The 17540-nt window shown below is 58.3% G+C and carries 13 protein-coding genes; 5 read left to right on the plus strand and 8 right to left on the minus strand.

Going from position 1 to position 17540, the window contains the following annotated elements:
* Window positions 1-565 (plus strand): hypothetical protein (locus tag HFP54_RS21005; RefSeq protein WP_168566675.1); only part of this gene is annotated, 565 nt, incomplete at its 5' end.
* Between the two features lie 478 nt (window positions 566-1043).
* Here the strand turns inward: HFP54_RS21005 and HFP54_RS21010 are convergent.
* Entirely contained in the window at window positions 1044-1733 is a 690-nt protein-coding gene (locus tag HFP54_RS21010) for a YceH family protein (protein WP_145293269.1), read from the minus strand.
* 118 nt (window positions 1734-1851) lie between these two features.
* On the opposite strand from HFP54_RS21010, the gene HFP54_RS21015 reads away from it, so the two are divergent.
* A complete protein-coding gene (locus tag HFP54_RS21015) occupies window positions 1852-3477 on the plus strand; it encodes a sulfatase family protein (RefSeq protein ID WP_168566676.1) in 1626 nt (541 codons plus the stop codon).
* Between the two features lie 12 nt (window positions 3478-3489).
* Here HFP54_RS21015 and HFP54_RS21020 read toward each other — a convergent pair whose 3' ends face one another.
* Window positions 3490-4116 carry a DNA-3-methyladenine glycosylase I gene (locus tag HFP54_RS21020; RefSeq protein WP_168566803.1) on the minus strand — a complete coding sequence of 209 codons (627 nt, stop codon included), beginning with the start codon at window positions 4114-4116 and terminating at the stop codon, window positions 3490-3492.
* Between the two features lie 217 nt (window positions 4117-4333).
* Here HFP54_RS21020 and HFP54_RS21025 point away from each other — a divergent pair, with 217 nt between their 5' ends.
* Window positions 4334-6826, plus strand: a complete 2493-nt coding sequence (locus HFP54_RS21025; protein ID WP_168566677.1) for a sodium-translocating pyrophosphatase — start codon at window positions 4334-4336, stop codon at window positions 6824-6826.
* An 87-nt stretch (window positions 6827-6913) separates the two neighbouring features.
* Here the strand turns inward: HFP54_RS21025 and trpD are convergent, their stop codons facing one another.
* Window positions 6914-7933, minus strand: a complete 1020-nt coding sequence (gene trpD, locus HFP54_RS21030; protein ID WP_146415900.1) for an anthranilate phosphoribosyltransferase — start codon at window positions 7931-7933, stop codon at window positions 6914-6916.
* Window positions 7934-8125: 192 nt separating this feature from the next.
* Between trpD and HFP54_RS21035 the strand changes: the two genes are divergently transcribed.
* Window positions 8126-9511, plus strand: a complete 1386-nt coding sequence (locus HFP54_RS21035; RefSeq protein WP_315853952.1) for a DUF1501 domain-containing protein — start codon at window positions 8126-8128, stop codon at window positions 9509-9511.
* 128 nt (window positions 9512-9639) lie between these two features.
* A complete protein-coding gene (locus tag HFP54_RS21040) occupies window positions 9640-10803 on the plus strand; it encodes a TlpA disulfide reductase family protein (protein WP_168566679.1) in 1164 nt (387 codons plus the stop codon).
* A 39-nt stretch (window positions 10804-10842) separates the two neighbouring features.
* Here the strand turns inward: HFP54_RS21040 and HFP54_RS21045 are convergent, their stop codons facing one another.
* The 5 genes from HFP54_RS21045 to asnB form a co-directional block, all read right to left on the minus strand.
* Window positions 10843-12618 (minus strand): hypothetical protein, encoded by a 1776-nt coding sequence (locus HFP54_RS21045; RefSeq protein ID WP_168566680.1) that lies wholly within the window; start codon window positions 12616-12618, stop codon window positions 10843-10845.
* Complete coding sequence (locus tag HFP54_RS21050; protein ID WP_146415904.1) at window positions 12615-13352, minus strand: ABC transporter ATP-binding protein; 738 nt, start codon at window positions 13350-13352, stop codon at window positions 12615-12617. The genes HFP54_RS21045 and HFP54_RS21050 overlap by 4 nt, the downstream gene beginning before the upstream one ends.
* Window positions 13353-13473: 121 nt before the next feature.
* Window positions 13474-14247, minus strand: coding sequence for a cysteine hydrolase family protein (locus tag HFP54_RS21055; protein ID WP_146415905.1), 774 nt, complete (start codon window positions 14245-14247; stop codon window positions 13474-13476).
* Entirely contained in the window at window positions 14244-15476 is a 1233-nt protein-coding gene (locus HFP54_RS21060; RefSeq protein ID WP_146416245.1) for a Zn-dependent hydrolase, read from the minus strand. The genes HFP54_RS21055 and HFP54_RS21060 overlap by 4 nt, the downstream gene beginning before the upstream one ends.
* 38 nt (window positions 15477-15514) lie before the next feature.
* Window positions 15515-17434, minus strand: a complete 1920-nt coding sequence (asnB, locus tag HFP54_RS21065; RefSeq protein WP_168566681.1) for an asparagine synthase (glutamine-hydrolyzing) — start codon at window positions 17432-17434, stop codon at window positions 15515-15517.
* Window positions 17435-17540 lie beyond the last annotated feature (106 nt).

Genomic DNA, 17540 nt, shown 5'->3' on the forward strand with positions numbered 1-17540 from the left:
ACCTCGCACCTTGATCGACCACACCAAAACCCCCGATCCGATCGAGAAGTGCTTTTTCGGCTACGCCAAACTTAGCAAGACACGCCAGCTGGCGCTCGGCCACATCGAATCCACCTGGACAGGTCGTCATCCCGACGCCGCCTTCGAAATTGAGGTCACCCACGATGCCGCCAACCGCTATTTTCCGAAACGATTGAAGTGTTATGCGAGCAATCTAAAGCTCGTCACATCACGATCGCTGATCGACTGGACGAAGCATGGCGATCTGCTCTTGCCACGGCGTGGCGAAATGGAAAGTCCCATTTGGAGGATGAGGAAACAAGTGGACCGGCGATTCTACATGAAGTTTCATTGGCTGATCGGTGACCATGTTCCCAAGCAGTGGACCGAATGCGGGCACCCAAACTACGGCCATTTCGTGCTCGATCATTTCGGCCGCACCTATGACCGTCCCAATCCCAATGCGCGTCCAAACTTTGCCGGCGGCGTGTTCTGGGCCGATCCCTGGACGACACCAGAAGACTTGTTCATCGAACCCGACGCAACAACCAAAACCAATCGCTGATCACAGGCACGTCCCCGAACCGGAACATTGGTATCGCTGCGCCGAACACGTCAGCACCGGGGCGGCTCAGGACCTTCATCCTCCCTCCTGGACGGTCAAGCCTAGGCGAGGGGAGGGCGCGCCGGCTAAAAGCCCCCTCCCCGGAATCTCGTTCCTCGATTCCGACCCTCCCACGGTGCGGGACGGTGAAGCAATTTCGCTCAGCGACAACCGATCAGAACGTGCGGACACAGCGCACCTGTGAACCGAACACGTCAGCACCGGGGCGGCTCTGCAACTTCACCCTCCCTCCGGGAGGGTCGAGCCTTAGCGAGGGGAGGGCGCGCCGGCTAAAGAACCCTCCCCGGAATCTCGTTCCTCGATTCCGACCCTCCCACGGTGCGGGACGGTGAAGCAATTTCGCTCAGCGACAGCCGATAAGAACGTGCAGACACCGCGCACTTCTGAACCGAACGCTCCAGCACCGACACGACACCGTTTAAGATTCCAACTTGCCCAGGCGATCTTCGATGGCATCCAACTTGGCTTCCAAGTTGTCCAGCCTGGAAAGAATCTTCTCAACGACGCTTTGGTCGGGCGCTGCGGGCTTGGTATCGGCGGGCGTCGCGGAAGCGTTGGCACGCTTCTCCATCTTGGCTTCCAAGTACTGCCGTTCTTGCGGCGGGTACAGCTTGTGAGCAAACGTCTGCCCGCGCCCGGGCGGCGTCAAGGGTTCGACCAATCCTTTGGCGATCAACAAGTCGACCGCCGTCTGTGCGGCCGTCAAATCATCCAGTGCATACATCCGCGACGCTCGGGTCCGCAATTCGCCAAGCGTTTGCGGGCCGCGCAACAGCAACTCCGTCAGCACGGCCGATGTCGGGTTGTCCAGATCCAGCCATTCGTATGCGGCATGGCGATACTTATTGACACGTCCGCTGCCCTGAATTTCGCGTGCCGCGCCGGCTTCACGCAAGTGATCCAAAGCCAACAGCACGTCGTCTTCGTCCATCGACATCTGCGGGTTGCGATTGGACTTTTGATTGCACGCGGTCACGATGGCGGCCAGCGTCATGGGATAGCTGTCCGGAGTGGTCTTGGCTTTTTCGATCAAGACCCCCAGCACGCGACGGGCTTCGGCTGACAGCGGTGTCGGGACAGACTTGGCATCGTCGGAGGAATCGGTCATCGTTCGCCTTGCCGTGGGGGAGTGGGGTTTTGCGTTAAGATAACGACTCGCCAAGCCAACTTGAAAGCAAGCCTGCCAAAACTTCGCTTGGCCCCCTTCCCACCCCAGGCCGCCCACCATGCATTCCACCGTTCATGCCGCCGCTTCCTTGGTCGTCTGCGCCGCAGCGATCGTCACGAACCTGTTGGTCGCCGTTGATGGTCACGCCGACCAACGGCCACACATTGTCATGTGTTTCGCCGACGACTGGGGCGCGTACGCCAGTGCCTATGCAAAGTTGTCACCGGGTGGTCCCAGCGATGTGATCCACACCCCCAATTTCGACAGGATTGCTGCCGAGGGCGTGCTGTTCACCAATGCTTATGTCAGCGCACCATCCTGCACACCATGCCGGAGTTCGCTGTTGTCGGGCCAGCATTTTTGGCGGTGCGATCGCGCGGCGATTCTTCAGGGTGCCATCTGGGACGGTTCGATTCCCAGCTATCCGCTGATGCTGGAAGCCGACGGCTATCGGATCGGTCACACGTACAAGGTGTGGTCGCCTGGGACGCCCAAAGACGAACCGCACGGTGGCGCGCGAACCGCATTCAATTCCGCCGGAAGACGCTTCAACGGCTTTTCACAAAACGCGATGAAGAATCCGGATCGCCAGGCGGGCAAGGCGGCGTTGCTGCGTGAAGTCCGGGCGAACGTACGATCGTTCTTGGACGCCGACGACGACGGTCGCTTGGACGGCGATGAACCGATCTGTTACTGGTTCGGACCGACCAACACGCACCGCAAATGGATCGCCGGCAGTGGCAAAGAACTGTGGGGCATCGACCCGGATGAACTGAAAGGCAAATTGCCTTGGTTCTTGCCCGATGTCCCCGTCATCCGCCAAGACGTCGCCGATTACCTGGGCGAAGCGATGGCGTTTGACGCATCATTGGCCGTGGTGATGGATGAACTTCGTCGTGTCGGTATCGCCGACGACACCTTGCTGGTCGTCAGCGGTGACCACGGCATTCCCGGCGTGTCACGAGGCAAGTGCAACCTGTACGACTTGGGGACTCATGTCCCGTTGGCCATCCGCTGGCCCAAGGGCATCGACCATCCGGGGCGAGTCGTCAGTGATTTTGTCAGCTTGCCCGACTTGGCCGTCACGTTTCTGGATGCCGCCGGCGTGCCGCCAACGGAAAACATGACCGCCAACTCATTGAGCAAAATTCTTCGCAGCGACCAAGACGGACGTATCGAATCGCAACGTGACGCCGTCTTTACCGGACGGGAACGACACGTCGCGGCGGCGCGGGAAGGCTTCCTGCCGTATCCTCAGCGAGCGATCCGCACCGACCGATACCTTTACATCATCAACTTTGAACCGAACCGGACCCCGATGGGTGATGGCCCGATGGTGGCCGGATCGGATGCCGAAATTCCCGACGAAGAAAAGTTACGAGAGAATACCTTCGCGGCTTACCCCGACATGGACGCCAGTCCGACCAAAGCATTCATTGTGACGCATCACGATCAGTATCCGGACGCCTTTCAAGCCGCCGTCGGCACACGCCCCAAGTTCGAACTTTATGACGTTGTTGCGGATCCGCACGGCAAGACGAATTTGGCAGACGATCCCGGTATGAAAGCCCAGCGTGACGCACTGCATCAGCGACTGATGGACGAATTGATCGCCACCGAAGATCCACGCGTATCGCAAGATGTCATTTTTGAACGATCCCCGTGGACCGATCCCAATAAATAGGATGGATTGAGATCAAGGTCGTTTGAACTTCTTTCGCGCCGACTCGACTTTGTGGTACGTTCGACAACCGATGATGTGGTCGTTCACCATGCCCATCGACTGCATGAATGCGTAACAGGTGGTCGGGCCGACGAATGTCCACCCGGCTTTCTTCAGCGTTTTCGCCATCGCTTTGGATTCGTCGGTGATCGCCGGAACTTCGTCGCGTCGTTGGATGGGCGCGGACCGCTCCGGTTCAAAGGACCAGAACCACTTGGCAAGCGAACCGTGGTGATCAACGGCCGCCACGGCTTGCCGAGCGTTGTTGATGGCCGATCGGATTTTGCCGCGGTGCCGTACGATGCCGGCATCGCCGACCAGACGCTGCACATCGGCATCGTCAAAGGCGGCAACACGATGAAAATCAAAATCCGCGAACGCGCGGCGAAAGTTATCGCGTTTCCGTAGGATCGTCAGCCATGACAGCCCCGACTGGAAACCCTCCAGAACGATCTTTTCGAACAGCCGACGATCGTCGTCCACCGGCATGCCCCATTCGTCGTCGTGATAGCGAACATATTCCGGATCACTGCCGCACCACCAACACCGCGGCGTTGCATTGTCGTCGGTGATCACTCCGTCGTCGTTTTGCTTCGTCATCACTTCATCACCGGCATCGTTCCAGTGGCAAACGGGACAAAAAGATTGGGTGGCTGACATCAACCGCTTTGATTGCTTTGATTGCATGAGCGGATCGCTTCGCCCACCGCCGGCCGTCCGGGCAGGATAAGATAACGTCAATCCAACCTGATTCGGCCACCGGTCGAATCCTATTCCCAGCGTTGGCCCACCAGAATCAGACACGGAAGGAGCTTCCATGATCGTGGCGGTGATTTGGACCTCGGGTGTGATTGCATCATTGGTTGCCTTGGCTTGGGCATGGAAGTTCTATCGCCAAATGATGGCGGCCGACGAAGGCGACGATCAAATGCGATCGATCGCCCAAAGTGTTCGTGACGGTGCGGCGGCGTATCTGAATCAGCAGAACAAAGTGGTCACGATCGTCTTTTTGCTGGTCACGATCCTGTTGGTGTGGCTGTCCTTTGGGCTTCGCGTCCAAAGCGGCTTTGTTCCGGTGGCGTTTCTGACCGGCGGATTGTTCAGCGGTCTGTGCGGTTGGTTCGGCATGAAAACCGCCACGCAGGCCAGCAGCCGCACGGCCGCCGCGGCCCAGCGTTCGTTGAACGAAGGTCTGCAAGTGGCCTTCCGCAGCGGCGCCGTGATGGGCTTGTGCGTGGTCGGCATGGGATTGTTGTACATCTGTCTTTGGCTGGGCATTTTGTACTGGCTGGTCCCCTGGATCGGCGGCGCCGACCAAGCCTTCAGCCTGTCAACGCTGTCGGTGACGATGCTTTCCTTCGGGATGGGTGCCAGCGCCCAAGCGTTGTTCGCACGCGTCGGCGGCGGCATCTTCACCAAAGCTGCCGACGTCGGTGCGGACTTGGTCGGCAAGGTGGAACAAAGCTTGAAAGAAGATTCGCCTCGCAATCCTGCCACGATCGCCGATAACGTCGGGGACAACGTCGGCGATGTGGCCGGAATGGGCGCGGATCTGTATGAGTCCTATTGCGGATCCATTCTTGCCGCTGCCGCGTTAGGTGTTGCCGCGTTCACGTCATCGCGAACCGTGCCCGATGGCATGTCGACCGAAGAAGCCCAAGTCCGCGCATTGATGTTACCGATCGCCATCGCGGCCGCAGGCATCCTACTTTCGATCGTTGGCATCTATGCGGTCCGCACCGATGGCGACACGTCGCAAAAGTCATTGCTGCGTGCGTTGGATCGTGGCATCAACCGATCCACGCTGTTGATCATCGCCGCGTCGCTGTTGCTTTCTTGGTTCTTGGTACCGTGGGCGCCCGGCGGCATTTGGCTGGGGGTGATCCCCGGCGTTTCGATCAGCATCATCGTCGGATTGGCCGCAGGTTGGCTGATCGGCAAGTGGACGGAATACTCCACCAGCGACGAATACCGGCCGACGCAACGATTGGCCGAACAAGCCGAAACAGGGCCCGCGACCATCATCATCGGCGGCGTCGCCGACGGGATGCAAAGCGTCTGGTTTCCTGTGGTCGTGATCTGCTTTGCGATGTTTGCCGCCTTCGGCGTTGCCAACGGATTCGAATTCGATGACGACCGCACCTTTCCGCTGGGCTTGTACGGCGTGGGGATTGCCGCGGTGGGCATGCTCAGTTCACTCGGCATCACGCTGGCAACGGACGCTTATGGTCCGATCGCCGACAATGCGGGAGGCAATGCCGAAATGTCGGGACTGGATCCGATGGTCCGCGATCGCACCGACGCCTTGGACAGCTTGGGCAACACGACCGCGGCGACCGGCAAGGGTTTCGCCATCGGGTCGGCCGCACTGACCGCGTTGGCTTTGTTTGCCGCGTCGGTCGAAGCGGTTCGCGAAGGCATGGATCGCTGGGGACGCGAGGTCACGTCGACCGCCGCCGAAGACGGTTTTTACAAGCTGTCGAACAAACTGGTCGTTGAAAAGGTCGGTACCGAATCGACGACGTATCTGGTCATGCCAAAACCCAACACAGATCCATCGTCGGATTGGCTAAGCGTTCCCGGCGGTACAGCGATGGAAACCGGTCAAGTCGTTCGTCAAAGCGCAGCCGACGTGATCGATGCACCACCGACGGAATCGGGTAAATTGATTTTGGCCGCATCGGCGGGCAACCCCATGGTGTCCACCGCCGATGCATCGCTGCGTGATTTCCTGACCTTCTTTGACGCCAACATCATCAACCCACGGGTGCTGATGGGCATTTTCCTGGGGGCGATGAGCACGTTCCTGTTTTGCGCTTTGACGATGAAATCGGTTGGCCGCGCGGCGCGGCAAATGATGTTGGAAGTCCGCCGACAGTTCACCGAAAACCCGGGAATTCTGGATGGATCGGCAACGCCGGATTACCAAACGCCGATCCAAATCAGCACCAAAGCCGCGCAGCGTGAAATGGTCGTCCCAAGTCTGTTGGGTCTGCTGTTGCCGATCGTCGTCGGCTTGTTGCTGGACGTCGCCGGTGTGTTGGGGTTGCTGGCCGGGTGCCTGACCAGCGGATTCTGCTTGGCCGTGTTCATGGCCAACAGCGGCGGCAGTTGGGACAACGCCAAAAAGTACATCGAAGCCGGTCATCATGGCGGCAAAGGCCAGGAACCTCACAAAGCCGCCGTCGTCGGGGACACCGTCGGCGATCCGTTCAAAGACACCAGCGGTCCCAGTTTGAACATCTTGATCAAGCTGATGAGTATGGTCAGCGTCGTCGCCGCCGGACTGATCGTCCGCTATGCGTTGTGATCGTCGGATCCGCGATCTTAGCTCTGCAGTTCCAATGGGACGCGAACTCATCACGCATTGAAAAAGGAACGCAAAGCCGCCGGCGTGTCAGCCGCCTTGACCGATATCGATCAGTTGCTGCAGTTTCTTCATCGCACCACCGTCATCAATCGCCGCAGCAGCTGTTTCGGCCGCTTCGCGAACATCGGTCATGCGACCGACCAACACCAAGGCCGCCGCGGCGCCGGCCACCACGGTATCTCGACGTGGTCCCGGTTGGCCTTCGAAGATCGCTCGGATGATTCGCGCACTTTCGGCCGGGTCTTTGGCCGCCAAGGCTTCAACACCACAAGGCGGAAATCCGAAGGACGCCGCGGTCCACTGAATCGGCTCGCTCGCATGGTCTCTCACATCCACGACGTGCGTCACACCCTCCAACGACACCTCATCTTGGCCGTCATCGGCATGGATCACAAACGCACGCTGTGTTCCCAATTGGGAAAGGGCCGCGGCGATCTTCTGTTGGGCAAGCGGCGTCGACGTGCCCAACAGCTGGTGCGTCGCGCCGGCCGGATTGCACAGCGGGCCCAACAGATTGAACAACGTGGGAACTCCCAAACTGCGACGCACCGACACGACATGCTTCATAGCCGGATGCAGTTTGGCGGCGAAACAGAAACAGATGTCGATTTCGTCCAAACACTTGGCGACCGATTCGGCATCGCTTTCAATTTTGACGCCCAATTCTTCCAAGACGTCGGCTGATCCGCTGTGGCTGGTCGCCTTGCGATTGCCATGCTTGGCGACCGGGACGCCACACGCGGCGGCAAGAATTGCCACGGCGGTGCTGATGTTGAAGGTGCCGCTGCCGCTGCCGCCGGTCCCGCAAGTGTCCAACAGGATCGGGTGTCGGTGCGGGATCGGTGTCATGTGACGACGCATCGCCCGAGCGGCCCCGACCAATTCGCTGACCGCTTCGCCCTTTTCGCGAAGCGCCATCAACAGATCGGCGACCGATTGCGAATCTGCATCGCCCCGCAACATCGCATCGATCAGATTGCTGGTTTGGTCGGCGGACAGGTCTTCGCCGGCCGAAGCCTGGCGGATCGCGTCGTCAAACGTCGTCATCGGTTCTCGTTTCGGTAATGATTTGCTGGCCGAATCCGCTCGACCGACAGTTTGTTCGGCCCAACCATAGCAGATAGGATGAATGAACGTCTGGCCCCAAACCACTGGTGGCGATCCTCCCTGGATTCGACGTCCCGGCTTCGCCTGTGCCCGCCTATCTGTCCCCGCCCACCTTTTGACGAAGTACCCCTCGTGATCGATCGACGTCAACTGTTGAAACGTTGTGGTGCCGGCTTCGGCGCACTTGCGTTGTCGGATTTACTGGGCCGCGAATCCATCGCCGCCGGACAGGTCGCCCCCCAGTTCGCCCCGAAAGCCAAGCGGGTCATTCACCTGTTCATGAACGGCGGCCCCAGCCACGTTGACACGTTCGATCCCAAACCGGCGCTTACGAAATTTCATGGCAAGACGGCACCGACCGGGAATCTGAAAACCGAACGCCCGACCGGCCATGTGATGCAGTCCCCGTACGCCTTCAAGCCCTACGGTGAATCGGGGCTGCAGGTCAGCGAGCTGTTTGAAAAAACGGCCGCCCACATCGATGACATCTGTGTCATTCGATCGATGCACGCCGACGTTCCCAATCACGAACCGTCGCTGATGCTGATGAACACCGGCGAATCACGTCTGGTGCGTCCCAGCATGGGTTCATGGCTGACGTATGGGCTGGGCAGTGACAACGAAAATTTGCCGTCGTTCATTGCGATGTGTCCCGGCGGATACCCGATCAAAGAGTCCCAGAATTGGCAAAATGCGTTTTTGCCGGGCAAGTACCAAGGCACGTATGTCGACAGCAGTCACCGTCGCGTCGACCGGCTGATCGAAAACATTCGCTGTGAATCCGTCGCACCAACCGACCAACGTCAACAGTTGGATCTGCTGCGACAGTTGAATTTGGCTCATGCGGCAAAGCGAGATCACGACCCGCGATTGGAATCTCGTATCGAGTCATTCGAATTGGCCTACCGAATGCAAAGCGAGGCGGCCGAAGCCTTTGACGTCTCCCGAGAAACCCAGGCCACCTTGGATCAATACGGCCCCGGCGACTTCGCCCGACAAACGCTGATCGCCCGTCGCCTGGTCGAACGCGGCGTCCGCTTTGTCCAGCTTTACACCGGCGCGGGTCAGCCTTGGGACAACCACGACGACTTGGAACCCCGTCACCGTGACTTGGCCAAGAAAGTCGACCAGCCGATCGCCGCGTTGTTGGCCGATTTGAAACGATCCGGCTTACTGGACGAAACCCTGGTGCTGTGGGGCGGTGAATTTGGACGCACACCGGTCGTGGAAATGCCCAAGAAGGGCAGCAACCAGGGCAAAATGAACGGACGCGATCACAATCACTGGGGCTTCACCGTCTGGATGGCCGGCGGGGGCGTTCGGGGCGGCCAGGCCATCGGCAGCACCGACGAAATCGGGTTCCAGGCCGTCGAAAACCGTGTGCATGTGCACGATTTGCACGCCACCATTTTGCGATTGATGGGATACGACCACGAACAATTGACCTACCGATACGCCGGACGCGACTTTCGTTTGACCGACGTTCACGGCAAAATTGTGGACCAAGTGATCGCCTGATGCGTATCCATTGGCGGTTGATCGTTTGGCGGGGAAGCCCTCCGGCGCGCCCATTTCATTCATGACGACGATGTCGATTGCCGACTTCGCTTCACGCCTTTCTGGCCTTATTCACCAAGTTCTTGAAGATGCCCCTGAATTTCATCCAAGCCCTGCCGGCGTTTCCCGCCGCCGTTATCGCCATCGCCGTATCGATGGTCGCCACCACCGCCAACGGCGAACCCGCCCCGCTGTCGATCGGCGACAAGGCGCCGGCCCTAGCGATCGAACACTGGATCCAAGACGGCAATGGATATTTCAAACCGGTCGAAAAGTTCGACGACGGTACCGTCTATGTCGTCGAGTTTTGGGCCACCTGGTGCCCGCCGTGCGTCGCCAGCATGCCCCACTTGGCCGAACTGCAAGACAGGTATCGCGGCAACGACGTGCAAATCATCAGCGTCAGCACCGAACCGCTTTCGACGATCGAACCGTTCCTGGAACAAGAACATCCCCAGGTCGAATCGACCGTCGCTGAAATCACCTCACGCTACTGTCTGACAACCGACCCGGATGAATCGGTCTACACCGATTACATGCTGGCATCCAACCAGAACGGCATCCCGATGGCGTTCTTGGTCGGCAAGACGGGCCAGATCGAATGGATCGGCCATCCGATGCGTTTGGATGAACCATTGCAAGCCGTGATTGATGGCGACTGGGACCGCAAAGCGTTCAAGCAACAGTTTGACGCCGAACAGCGTGGCCGCGAATTGGGCGTAGAACTCAGCCGGTTGTACAGCGCCAACAAAATCGATGAAGCCATCGAACTGCTGGATCGCGAAATCGATGCGACGCAGTACGAGCCTTTCAAGGAACTGTTGATCAACCTGCGATACGAAATCCGATTTGAATCCGATCGGTTGGACGAAGACGTGCTGAAGTTCTATCGCCAACGACTGAAAGAAGCCAAAACGGACCCGAACTTGATGACGCAGCTGTCGTTGTCCACCCTGAACGCCCTCCGTCGCGAATCCGAATTGCAAGGCTTCGACGACGAAGTCATCGCGGCGATGCGGGAGACGATGGGTGACCTGAGCCCCGCTGGTGTGGTTCAGGCCCAACAAATTTTGACGCAGATGTATCTCGTTCGTGGCCAAAACGATCAAGCCCTTCAAGCCTTGCAGCAGGCGGTCGACAAGGCCGAAGGCGGGGCCAAGGAACGCTTGCAAGTCCAACTGGAACGGCTGACCGAACAGCTGAACCCGACGGAACCGGAAGACGATTCGGCGGACGACGAAGACGATTCCTGATCGTACGTGACCGCTGTCACGGTTGATGATGCCGCCGACCTATTCCGGCGGCACATCGTCGGTCAGGTCGAAACGCACCCACGCGCGTCGCGTGGTCCACAACGCCATCATGGCAATCGACCATGCCGCGGTCACCGCACCGGTCACGAAAGTGACGATTTGGATCGGCCCGGACCACAGAGAACGGGTCAACATCGCCCAAGCCATCAACAGGGCGATCGCGGTCATCAAGATGATGGCTTTGCCGACGAATGCCAACTTCGTGCGGATCATGACCGCGATTCCCTGCGCCCGCTCGTGGTGCGGATAAACCAGGAACATTGCGTTTTCACTGGCAAACGTAAACACGGCCCAAGCCGCCAGCAGCGCCGGCCACAACACCGCGCCGCTCCAGCTGAAACCCAGCAAATTCGCGGCGATGATCAAGACGGTCCATTGAAAGGCGATCGTGATCACCAGCGGCCAGGTCAACTGTCCGATGACCATCGCCGATGGCGACACCGGCAAGCTTTTCAGCAGCGCCATGCGTTTCAGATCCCGTCGGAAATCCAATCGCAAGGCCGGCGGTGCCAACAACGACGTGCACATGGCAATCCCGCCCAGCACGAACAGCCAGGGATGATGCCGATCGTTCAGCACAATCGGTGACAAGCACAACAACGCGGGCAACAACAGAGTCCCTAAAATTTCCGCACGATATCGGCGAATGCTAATCGCTTGTCGCGATGCGATCGTGACCCACTGTCGCCCCCAATGAGATCGACGCACCCAAGCGGGAACGATTCCGCACCAACGTCCGACGGTCCAACGACGCGACATCGTGGCTGCAGCGGGGATGCCATCACAGGGACTTGCGAAACCACCATCGTCGATCGCAAGTTTGGCATTCTTGATGTTCAACAGCCGCTGTCGCTCGTGACGAACGCCGCGTTCAATCGCTGATCGATCCACAATCACTAACAGCAAGACCGCCGCGGGTAGCACCGCTAACGTTCCCGCCAATAACAAGACGGTCTGCCAAGTCCAAACGTTGACGATCGCCAGCTTGGACACGCACCACCAGGGCAAACCGGCCCACTGGATCGCCGTTGACGAAGCAAGATCACCAATGGCGGAAAACGAATTCAAGACATAGACCAGAGCAGGGCTGCCCGCGGGCGTCGTTTCCGCCAAACGTGCAAGCACAAAGAATGCCACCGTGGCGGCAAGAGCCGTGACCCACATCCGCCAAAACATCAGCGATCGTTGTGACCGATTGGCCAAGCATCGCATCATGATCGCGCGCAACGTTTCCAAGACCATCAGCCCGGTAAACAACGCCAACGCGGTCAATAACGGTTGCCGAAGATCCACCCAAAGGGCGACGCACAGCAAAGCGGTTTTCGCCAGCGAAGCCATCGAAACATCGGCCAAGTGGTACACCGCCAACGATGACCGACGAAACGGACCACCGGCCAACCAAAGCGCCTCAGCGGCACTGAATTCCAAGTCTTCCGACTTCGATGACCACACGCATTTGGTCAGGTGATAGATCGCATAGATCACCATCCCACCGGACAACCACAGTTGCAAACGAGCCGGATCGGCAGGCTCGCGACGTGACAGCACCACCACACCGCCGATGAAATACAACGCCAAAAAGGCGATCATCGTGGTGGTCGCCAACATCCGTCGTGGCGATCGGATTCGCTCGATCAAACGGCTTGCGCGAAAACGGACCCGACGGCCCACCAGCCACAGCAAATCCGCCAGCCGTGACGTCCCGTCCCAAAGCAATGCCCCATGGTGATCGACGGTGGGCGACGGCACGGTCATGTCGCCACCAATTCCAAAGGCGACGACTCGGTGGCTGCGAAGAACGCCGCTTCCAGTGACTCTGCGCCAACACCATCGCCCACCAGGCCGCTCTTGGGTCCAAAGTAGACCGCTTGACCGGATTTCATGACCAACAGATGCGTGCAAACCTCACTGATCATCGCCAGCAAATGGCTGCTAAGAATGACGGTCTTTCCGTTTTCGGCCATCTCGTGAACAGAGTCCAGCAACGTGCGAATTGCCGGCGGGTCCAACCCCGTCAAAGGTTCGTCCAGCAACAAGACTTTGGGATCCGCCAGGTAAGCACAACAGACCGCCAGCTTTTGCCGCATCCCGCGGGACAACGTCGTCGCGCCTGCGTCATACTTGCCTGCCAAGTCGAAACGGTTCAACCAATACGACGCCTTCGTCCTGGCGTCGGGAATGTCATAGATCTGCCCGATGAACTCTAGGTGATCGCCGACCGTCAAATCATCAAACAACGGCGGATCATCGGGAACGTACGCGATCTGGCGTTTGACCGCCGCACTGTTCAGCGTCACGGGCAAATCGTTGACTTGGATCTCACCATCGCTTGATGCGATCAATCCGGCGATACAACGCAGGGTGCTGGTCTTGCCAGCGCCATTGGGCCCCACCAGACCACAAATCTGGCCCTGCTGTAATTCAAACGTGACCCCGGCAACGGCCAAATGATCGTCGTAGACTTTCGATAGCTCGTTGACAACAATCATTTCGGATTCGGTGGCGTGAGGATTTGAGGCACAAGAAACTTAGACGCGCCTGAAACACCGCCACCGAACCGATCACCGATTGCACAGCCGACTTTGACGACTGCCGTCGACTGTACCGGTTTTATGCTTTATTCCGCTGAAGCGGCCCCAATCGCTGGACCGTCCGCTCCGCCTCTTCCAGCGTCATGATCCGTGCGTATCGGTCACGCAGCGTTGCCAGTGACGCCTCATGCAGCTCCGGCGTCACGGTTGCACAACAGTCTTCGACCACCGTGACCAGGTACCCCAAGTCACAGGCATCCCGAACCGTTGTTTCGACACACTCGTTGGTGTAGACCCCGACAACGAATAACGACTCGATGCCAAGATTCTTCAGCACGTAGTGGACGTTGGTGGATGAAAAGACGCCGCTGGCCGTCTTGTTGATCACAATCTCATCCAGTTCGTCTTGCGGGGCCACCGCCTCCAAGAAATCCGCTTCACGCGATCCCGGCGGTGCCAGCAAATCCAACCGGCGATGCCCCTTGCTGCGATCACGACCGTCACGTGTCAAGGATTGGATCCGGGTGTGGATCACTTCCATTTTGTGTTGTCGAAACACGTCTTGAAGCTTGCGAACGCCCGGCAACACCATCTGGTCCAATCGGTCGAAATAGTACTGCTGGGCCTCCTGCGATACACCACTGTTTTCGACATCCGCAAACACTCCATGGCCGGGCGCCGCGTCTAAGTACTGAAGATCAATGCACATCAGCGCCGTGTGGCCTTCCACCATGAAATCACGGTGGGCCGGGTTATCCACAAAGGAATGATGATAGACATCGCGCAGCGGATCTTCGTGCGACAAGTATCCATCATCCGGTGTCCCGTCGTGGGGTCCCAATCCTCGATTCATTTCGATAATTCCAATAGTGCTTTCAACATCACGTTGGCCCCCGCTTCGATGTCCGACCAGGCCGTCCATTCCGCGGGTGAATGGCTTTGGCCGTTCTTGCTGGGGACGAAAATCATCCCCGTCGGGACCATCGTGCCCATCACCTGGGCGTCGTGTGCCGCCCCGCTACACATCACGTGCGGCTCCATTTCCAGTTGTTTCGCCCCGTCCAGCAATGCCGCGACGACCTTCTGGTGACAAGAAACAGGTGGTAGATAGCTTCGTTGTTCGAATTCGAAGATCAAGTTTCGCCGCCGGGCAATTGCCGACAGTGCTTTCCGAAACGACGTTTGTAGCTCCTCCAAGACCATCGACGATGTATCGCGAACGTCTAGAGAAAATTCGACCATTCCGGGCACGGTGTTGACCGCACCGGGCAAAATTTGAGCCTTCCCGACGGTCGCGCGACTGCGTTCGCTGCCGTTTTCCGCCAGAATCCTAGGGATTTCGTGCGCAAAATCGGCCAAGCCCATGAACGCATCATTGCGCATCTCCATCGGCGTCGTGCCGGCATGGTTGGCCTCACCACGAAAACTGACCGACCAGGTGAACAGACCGGTGATCTCATCCACAATCCCGACCGGCCGATGCAGTGCGTCCAGCACCGGCCCTTGTTCGATGTGCAGTTCCAGATAGCAATCGATCGTGGACGGATCCCGAGCCGCATCAAGGGCATCCATTGGTTGATAACCGCATGCGGTCATTGCATCGGCGATCGCCACGCCGTCGGTATCCACATGCGTCTGGATCCATTCCGGGTGGATTTGGCCACAGATGGCTTGGGAACCAAACATGCCGCCGAACCGGCCTTCTTCGTCGCTGAATGCGATCAGTTCCAATGTCCGCGACAGGGTGACGCCGGACGCACGCAGTGTCCGCAAACATTCCAAGCCCACGATCACACCCAACGCACCATCCAATGCACCGGCGCACGGGACGGTATCGATGTGGCTTCCGATCAACACTCGCGGCTTGTCGCTATCGTCGCCGGGCAAGGTGCCAGAAATATTGGCCGCACCATCGGCGGACAACTGCAATCCAGCGTCTTCGATGCGTTCACTCAGCCATCGCTTTCCAGCCATGTCGGCTTCGGTGAACGCCATACGATAGATCCCGTGATCCCCCGGATCGCGACCGATCTTCGCCAGTGCCAGAACATCCGCCTTGATCCGTTCCAGGTCCACTTTCAAGGCCTGGACGTCTTGCGTTGCTGATTTTGAACCTACCATCAATCCACTGCCGGCAAAGGTAAATCTTCCACATACTGACCATGCAACATATGCAGTTGTAGTGCATGGTTGATGATGATGTCGTTCCGTCTGGCAATGGTGGAATCCGTTTCCTGCCACGCATCGCTAACGAAATCACGAATGCTTTGCTGATCCAGCAATCCGGCATCCGCCAGTCGCTGGTCGGTCAACCAGTGATCCAGCATCTCTTGCACCGCCTGTCGTTTGACCGGATCGGTATGAGCGGGCGGAGCCATGAAGGCGAACTTTTCTCGCTCATACAACTCACGCGGCAAGACATTGACCATCGCTTCGCGCACCACCCACTTTTCCACTCCGTCGCGGATGCGAACATCCGGCGGAATCTGAACCGCGTACTCGGCGACGTGATGATCCAAGAACGCCGGACGTGCCTCCATGCTGTTGGCCATGTCCATGCGGTCGCCCCCCCAGGTCAAGATCTGGCCTTCCAGCATGGTCTTGCTCCAAGTGTACTGCGAAATGTCCAAGCGATTGCGGCCTCGCACCTGTTCCGGATCAATCGCATTGGCGACTGCCGCGACCGGATCATACTCCTGCAACAGGTCGCGCATATTCTGACTCAGCAACGGTTTCACTCGCTCCAAAGTCATCATCCAAGGCTGGATCCAAGACGGAGTGTAGCCGCACAAGTCTTCCCAAGCCGGATGCGAGAGTTCTTTCTCGGACAATGTCGCACCGGACAGAATCTGATCGCGATCTTCTTTGCCCAAGTAATCTCGGCGGAAAAACGCATAGCCGCCGAACAACTCATCACTGCCTTCGCCGGTGATCACCGCCTTGTAATTGCAGGCGCGAACCCGTCGGCTCATGTGCCACTTGGCGACAGCCAACGTGTTGTAAAACGTCCGCTCGGCGTGCCAAGTCGCTCTTTCAAACGCGGGACCATACAGTTCCTTTTCCGTCAGACGCAACAACTCTTGCTCTGCACCGGTCCGCTTGGCCATCAACGCGGCAATATTCGATTCGTCGTACTCATCGCTGTCAAAAGCGATCGTGAACGCCTTCACAGGCGATTGCTGTAAGTGAGTGGCCAATCCCAAAATCGAACAACTGTCGATTCCGCCCGACAGATAGCATCCCACCGGAACGTCGGCTTCCAGTCGTGCGGCAACGGCATCGATCAGCCGATCTTGCACTCCTTGGACATACTCCGCCGGATCGACGTTTGTTTCGTGCTGAACGGGGAAGTTCAGATCCCAGTATCGATGGGTTTTGGATTCGAAACGATTTTGTTCAAAGTCGATCACCATCATGTGCCCAGGCAAAAGCGCCTGCACGCCCTGGAACGCCGTCGATCCCGGCACCATGACCTGCATCATCTGATGGATGGCCGCTTTTGGGCACAGACGTGGCGGGTGATCGGGGTGCCGCAAAATCGCTTTGACTTCCGATCCCCAAACAACACCGTCGGAATTGATCGCAAAGTAAAGCGGTTTGATTCCGAAACGGTCACGCACCAAGATCAAGCGATTCCGTTTGCCGTCAAACAACACAACGGCAAACTCACCGCGCAAATGGTGAACAAAGTCCAGCCCGTATTTTTCGTACAACGGAATGGCAATCGCGCTGTCACTTTTTCCGTCACAGGATCGCGATTCACAAGCCAGCGATGCGCGGCTCTTCTTGTACCCGTACAGTTCCCCGTTGACCGTGCCGACAATGGCACGATCCGATGACGCGATCGGTTGGTGCCCACAATCCAGACCCACGATGGACAAACGCGTATGCCCGATGGCCAATCCCTTGTCGACCGAGATATGACTGCCACGCTCATCCGGGCCGCGGTGATCCAACACATCCAACATCGGATCCAAGACCGATCGAAGATCGCGTTCGTTGGTCCGTTTGGGATTCCAAAAACCTGCGATTCCACACATATCACTTACCAGGGGTTGGTTGTTGCAAAGCCACTTGGCCAAGACATCGCGGTGCCGCCACGGCACTGCGTGACGGCGTCACACACCGTCGCCGCGCTGAAGACGC

Source organism: Crateriforma spongiae (assembly GCF_012290005.1).
In the GTDB taxonomy this organism is placed as follows: domain Bacteria; phylum Planctomycetota; class Planctomycetia; order Pirellulales; family Pirellulaceae; genus Crateriforma; species Crateriforma spongiae.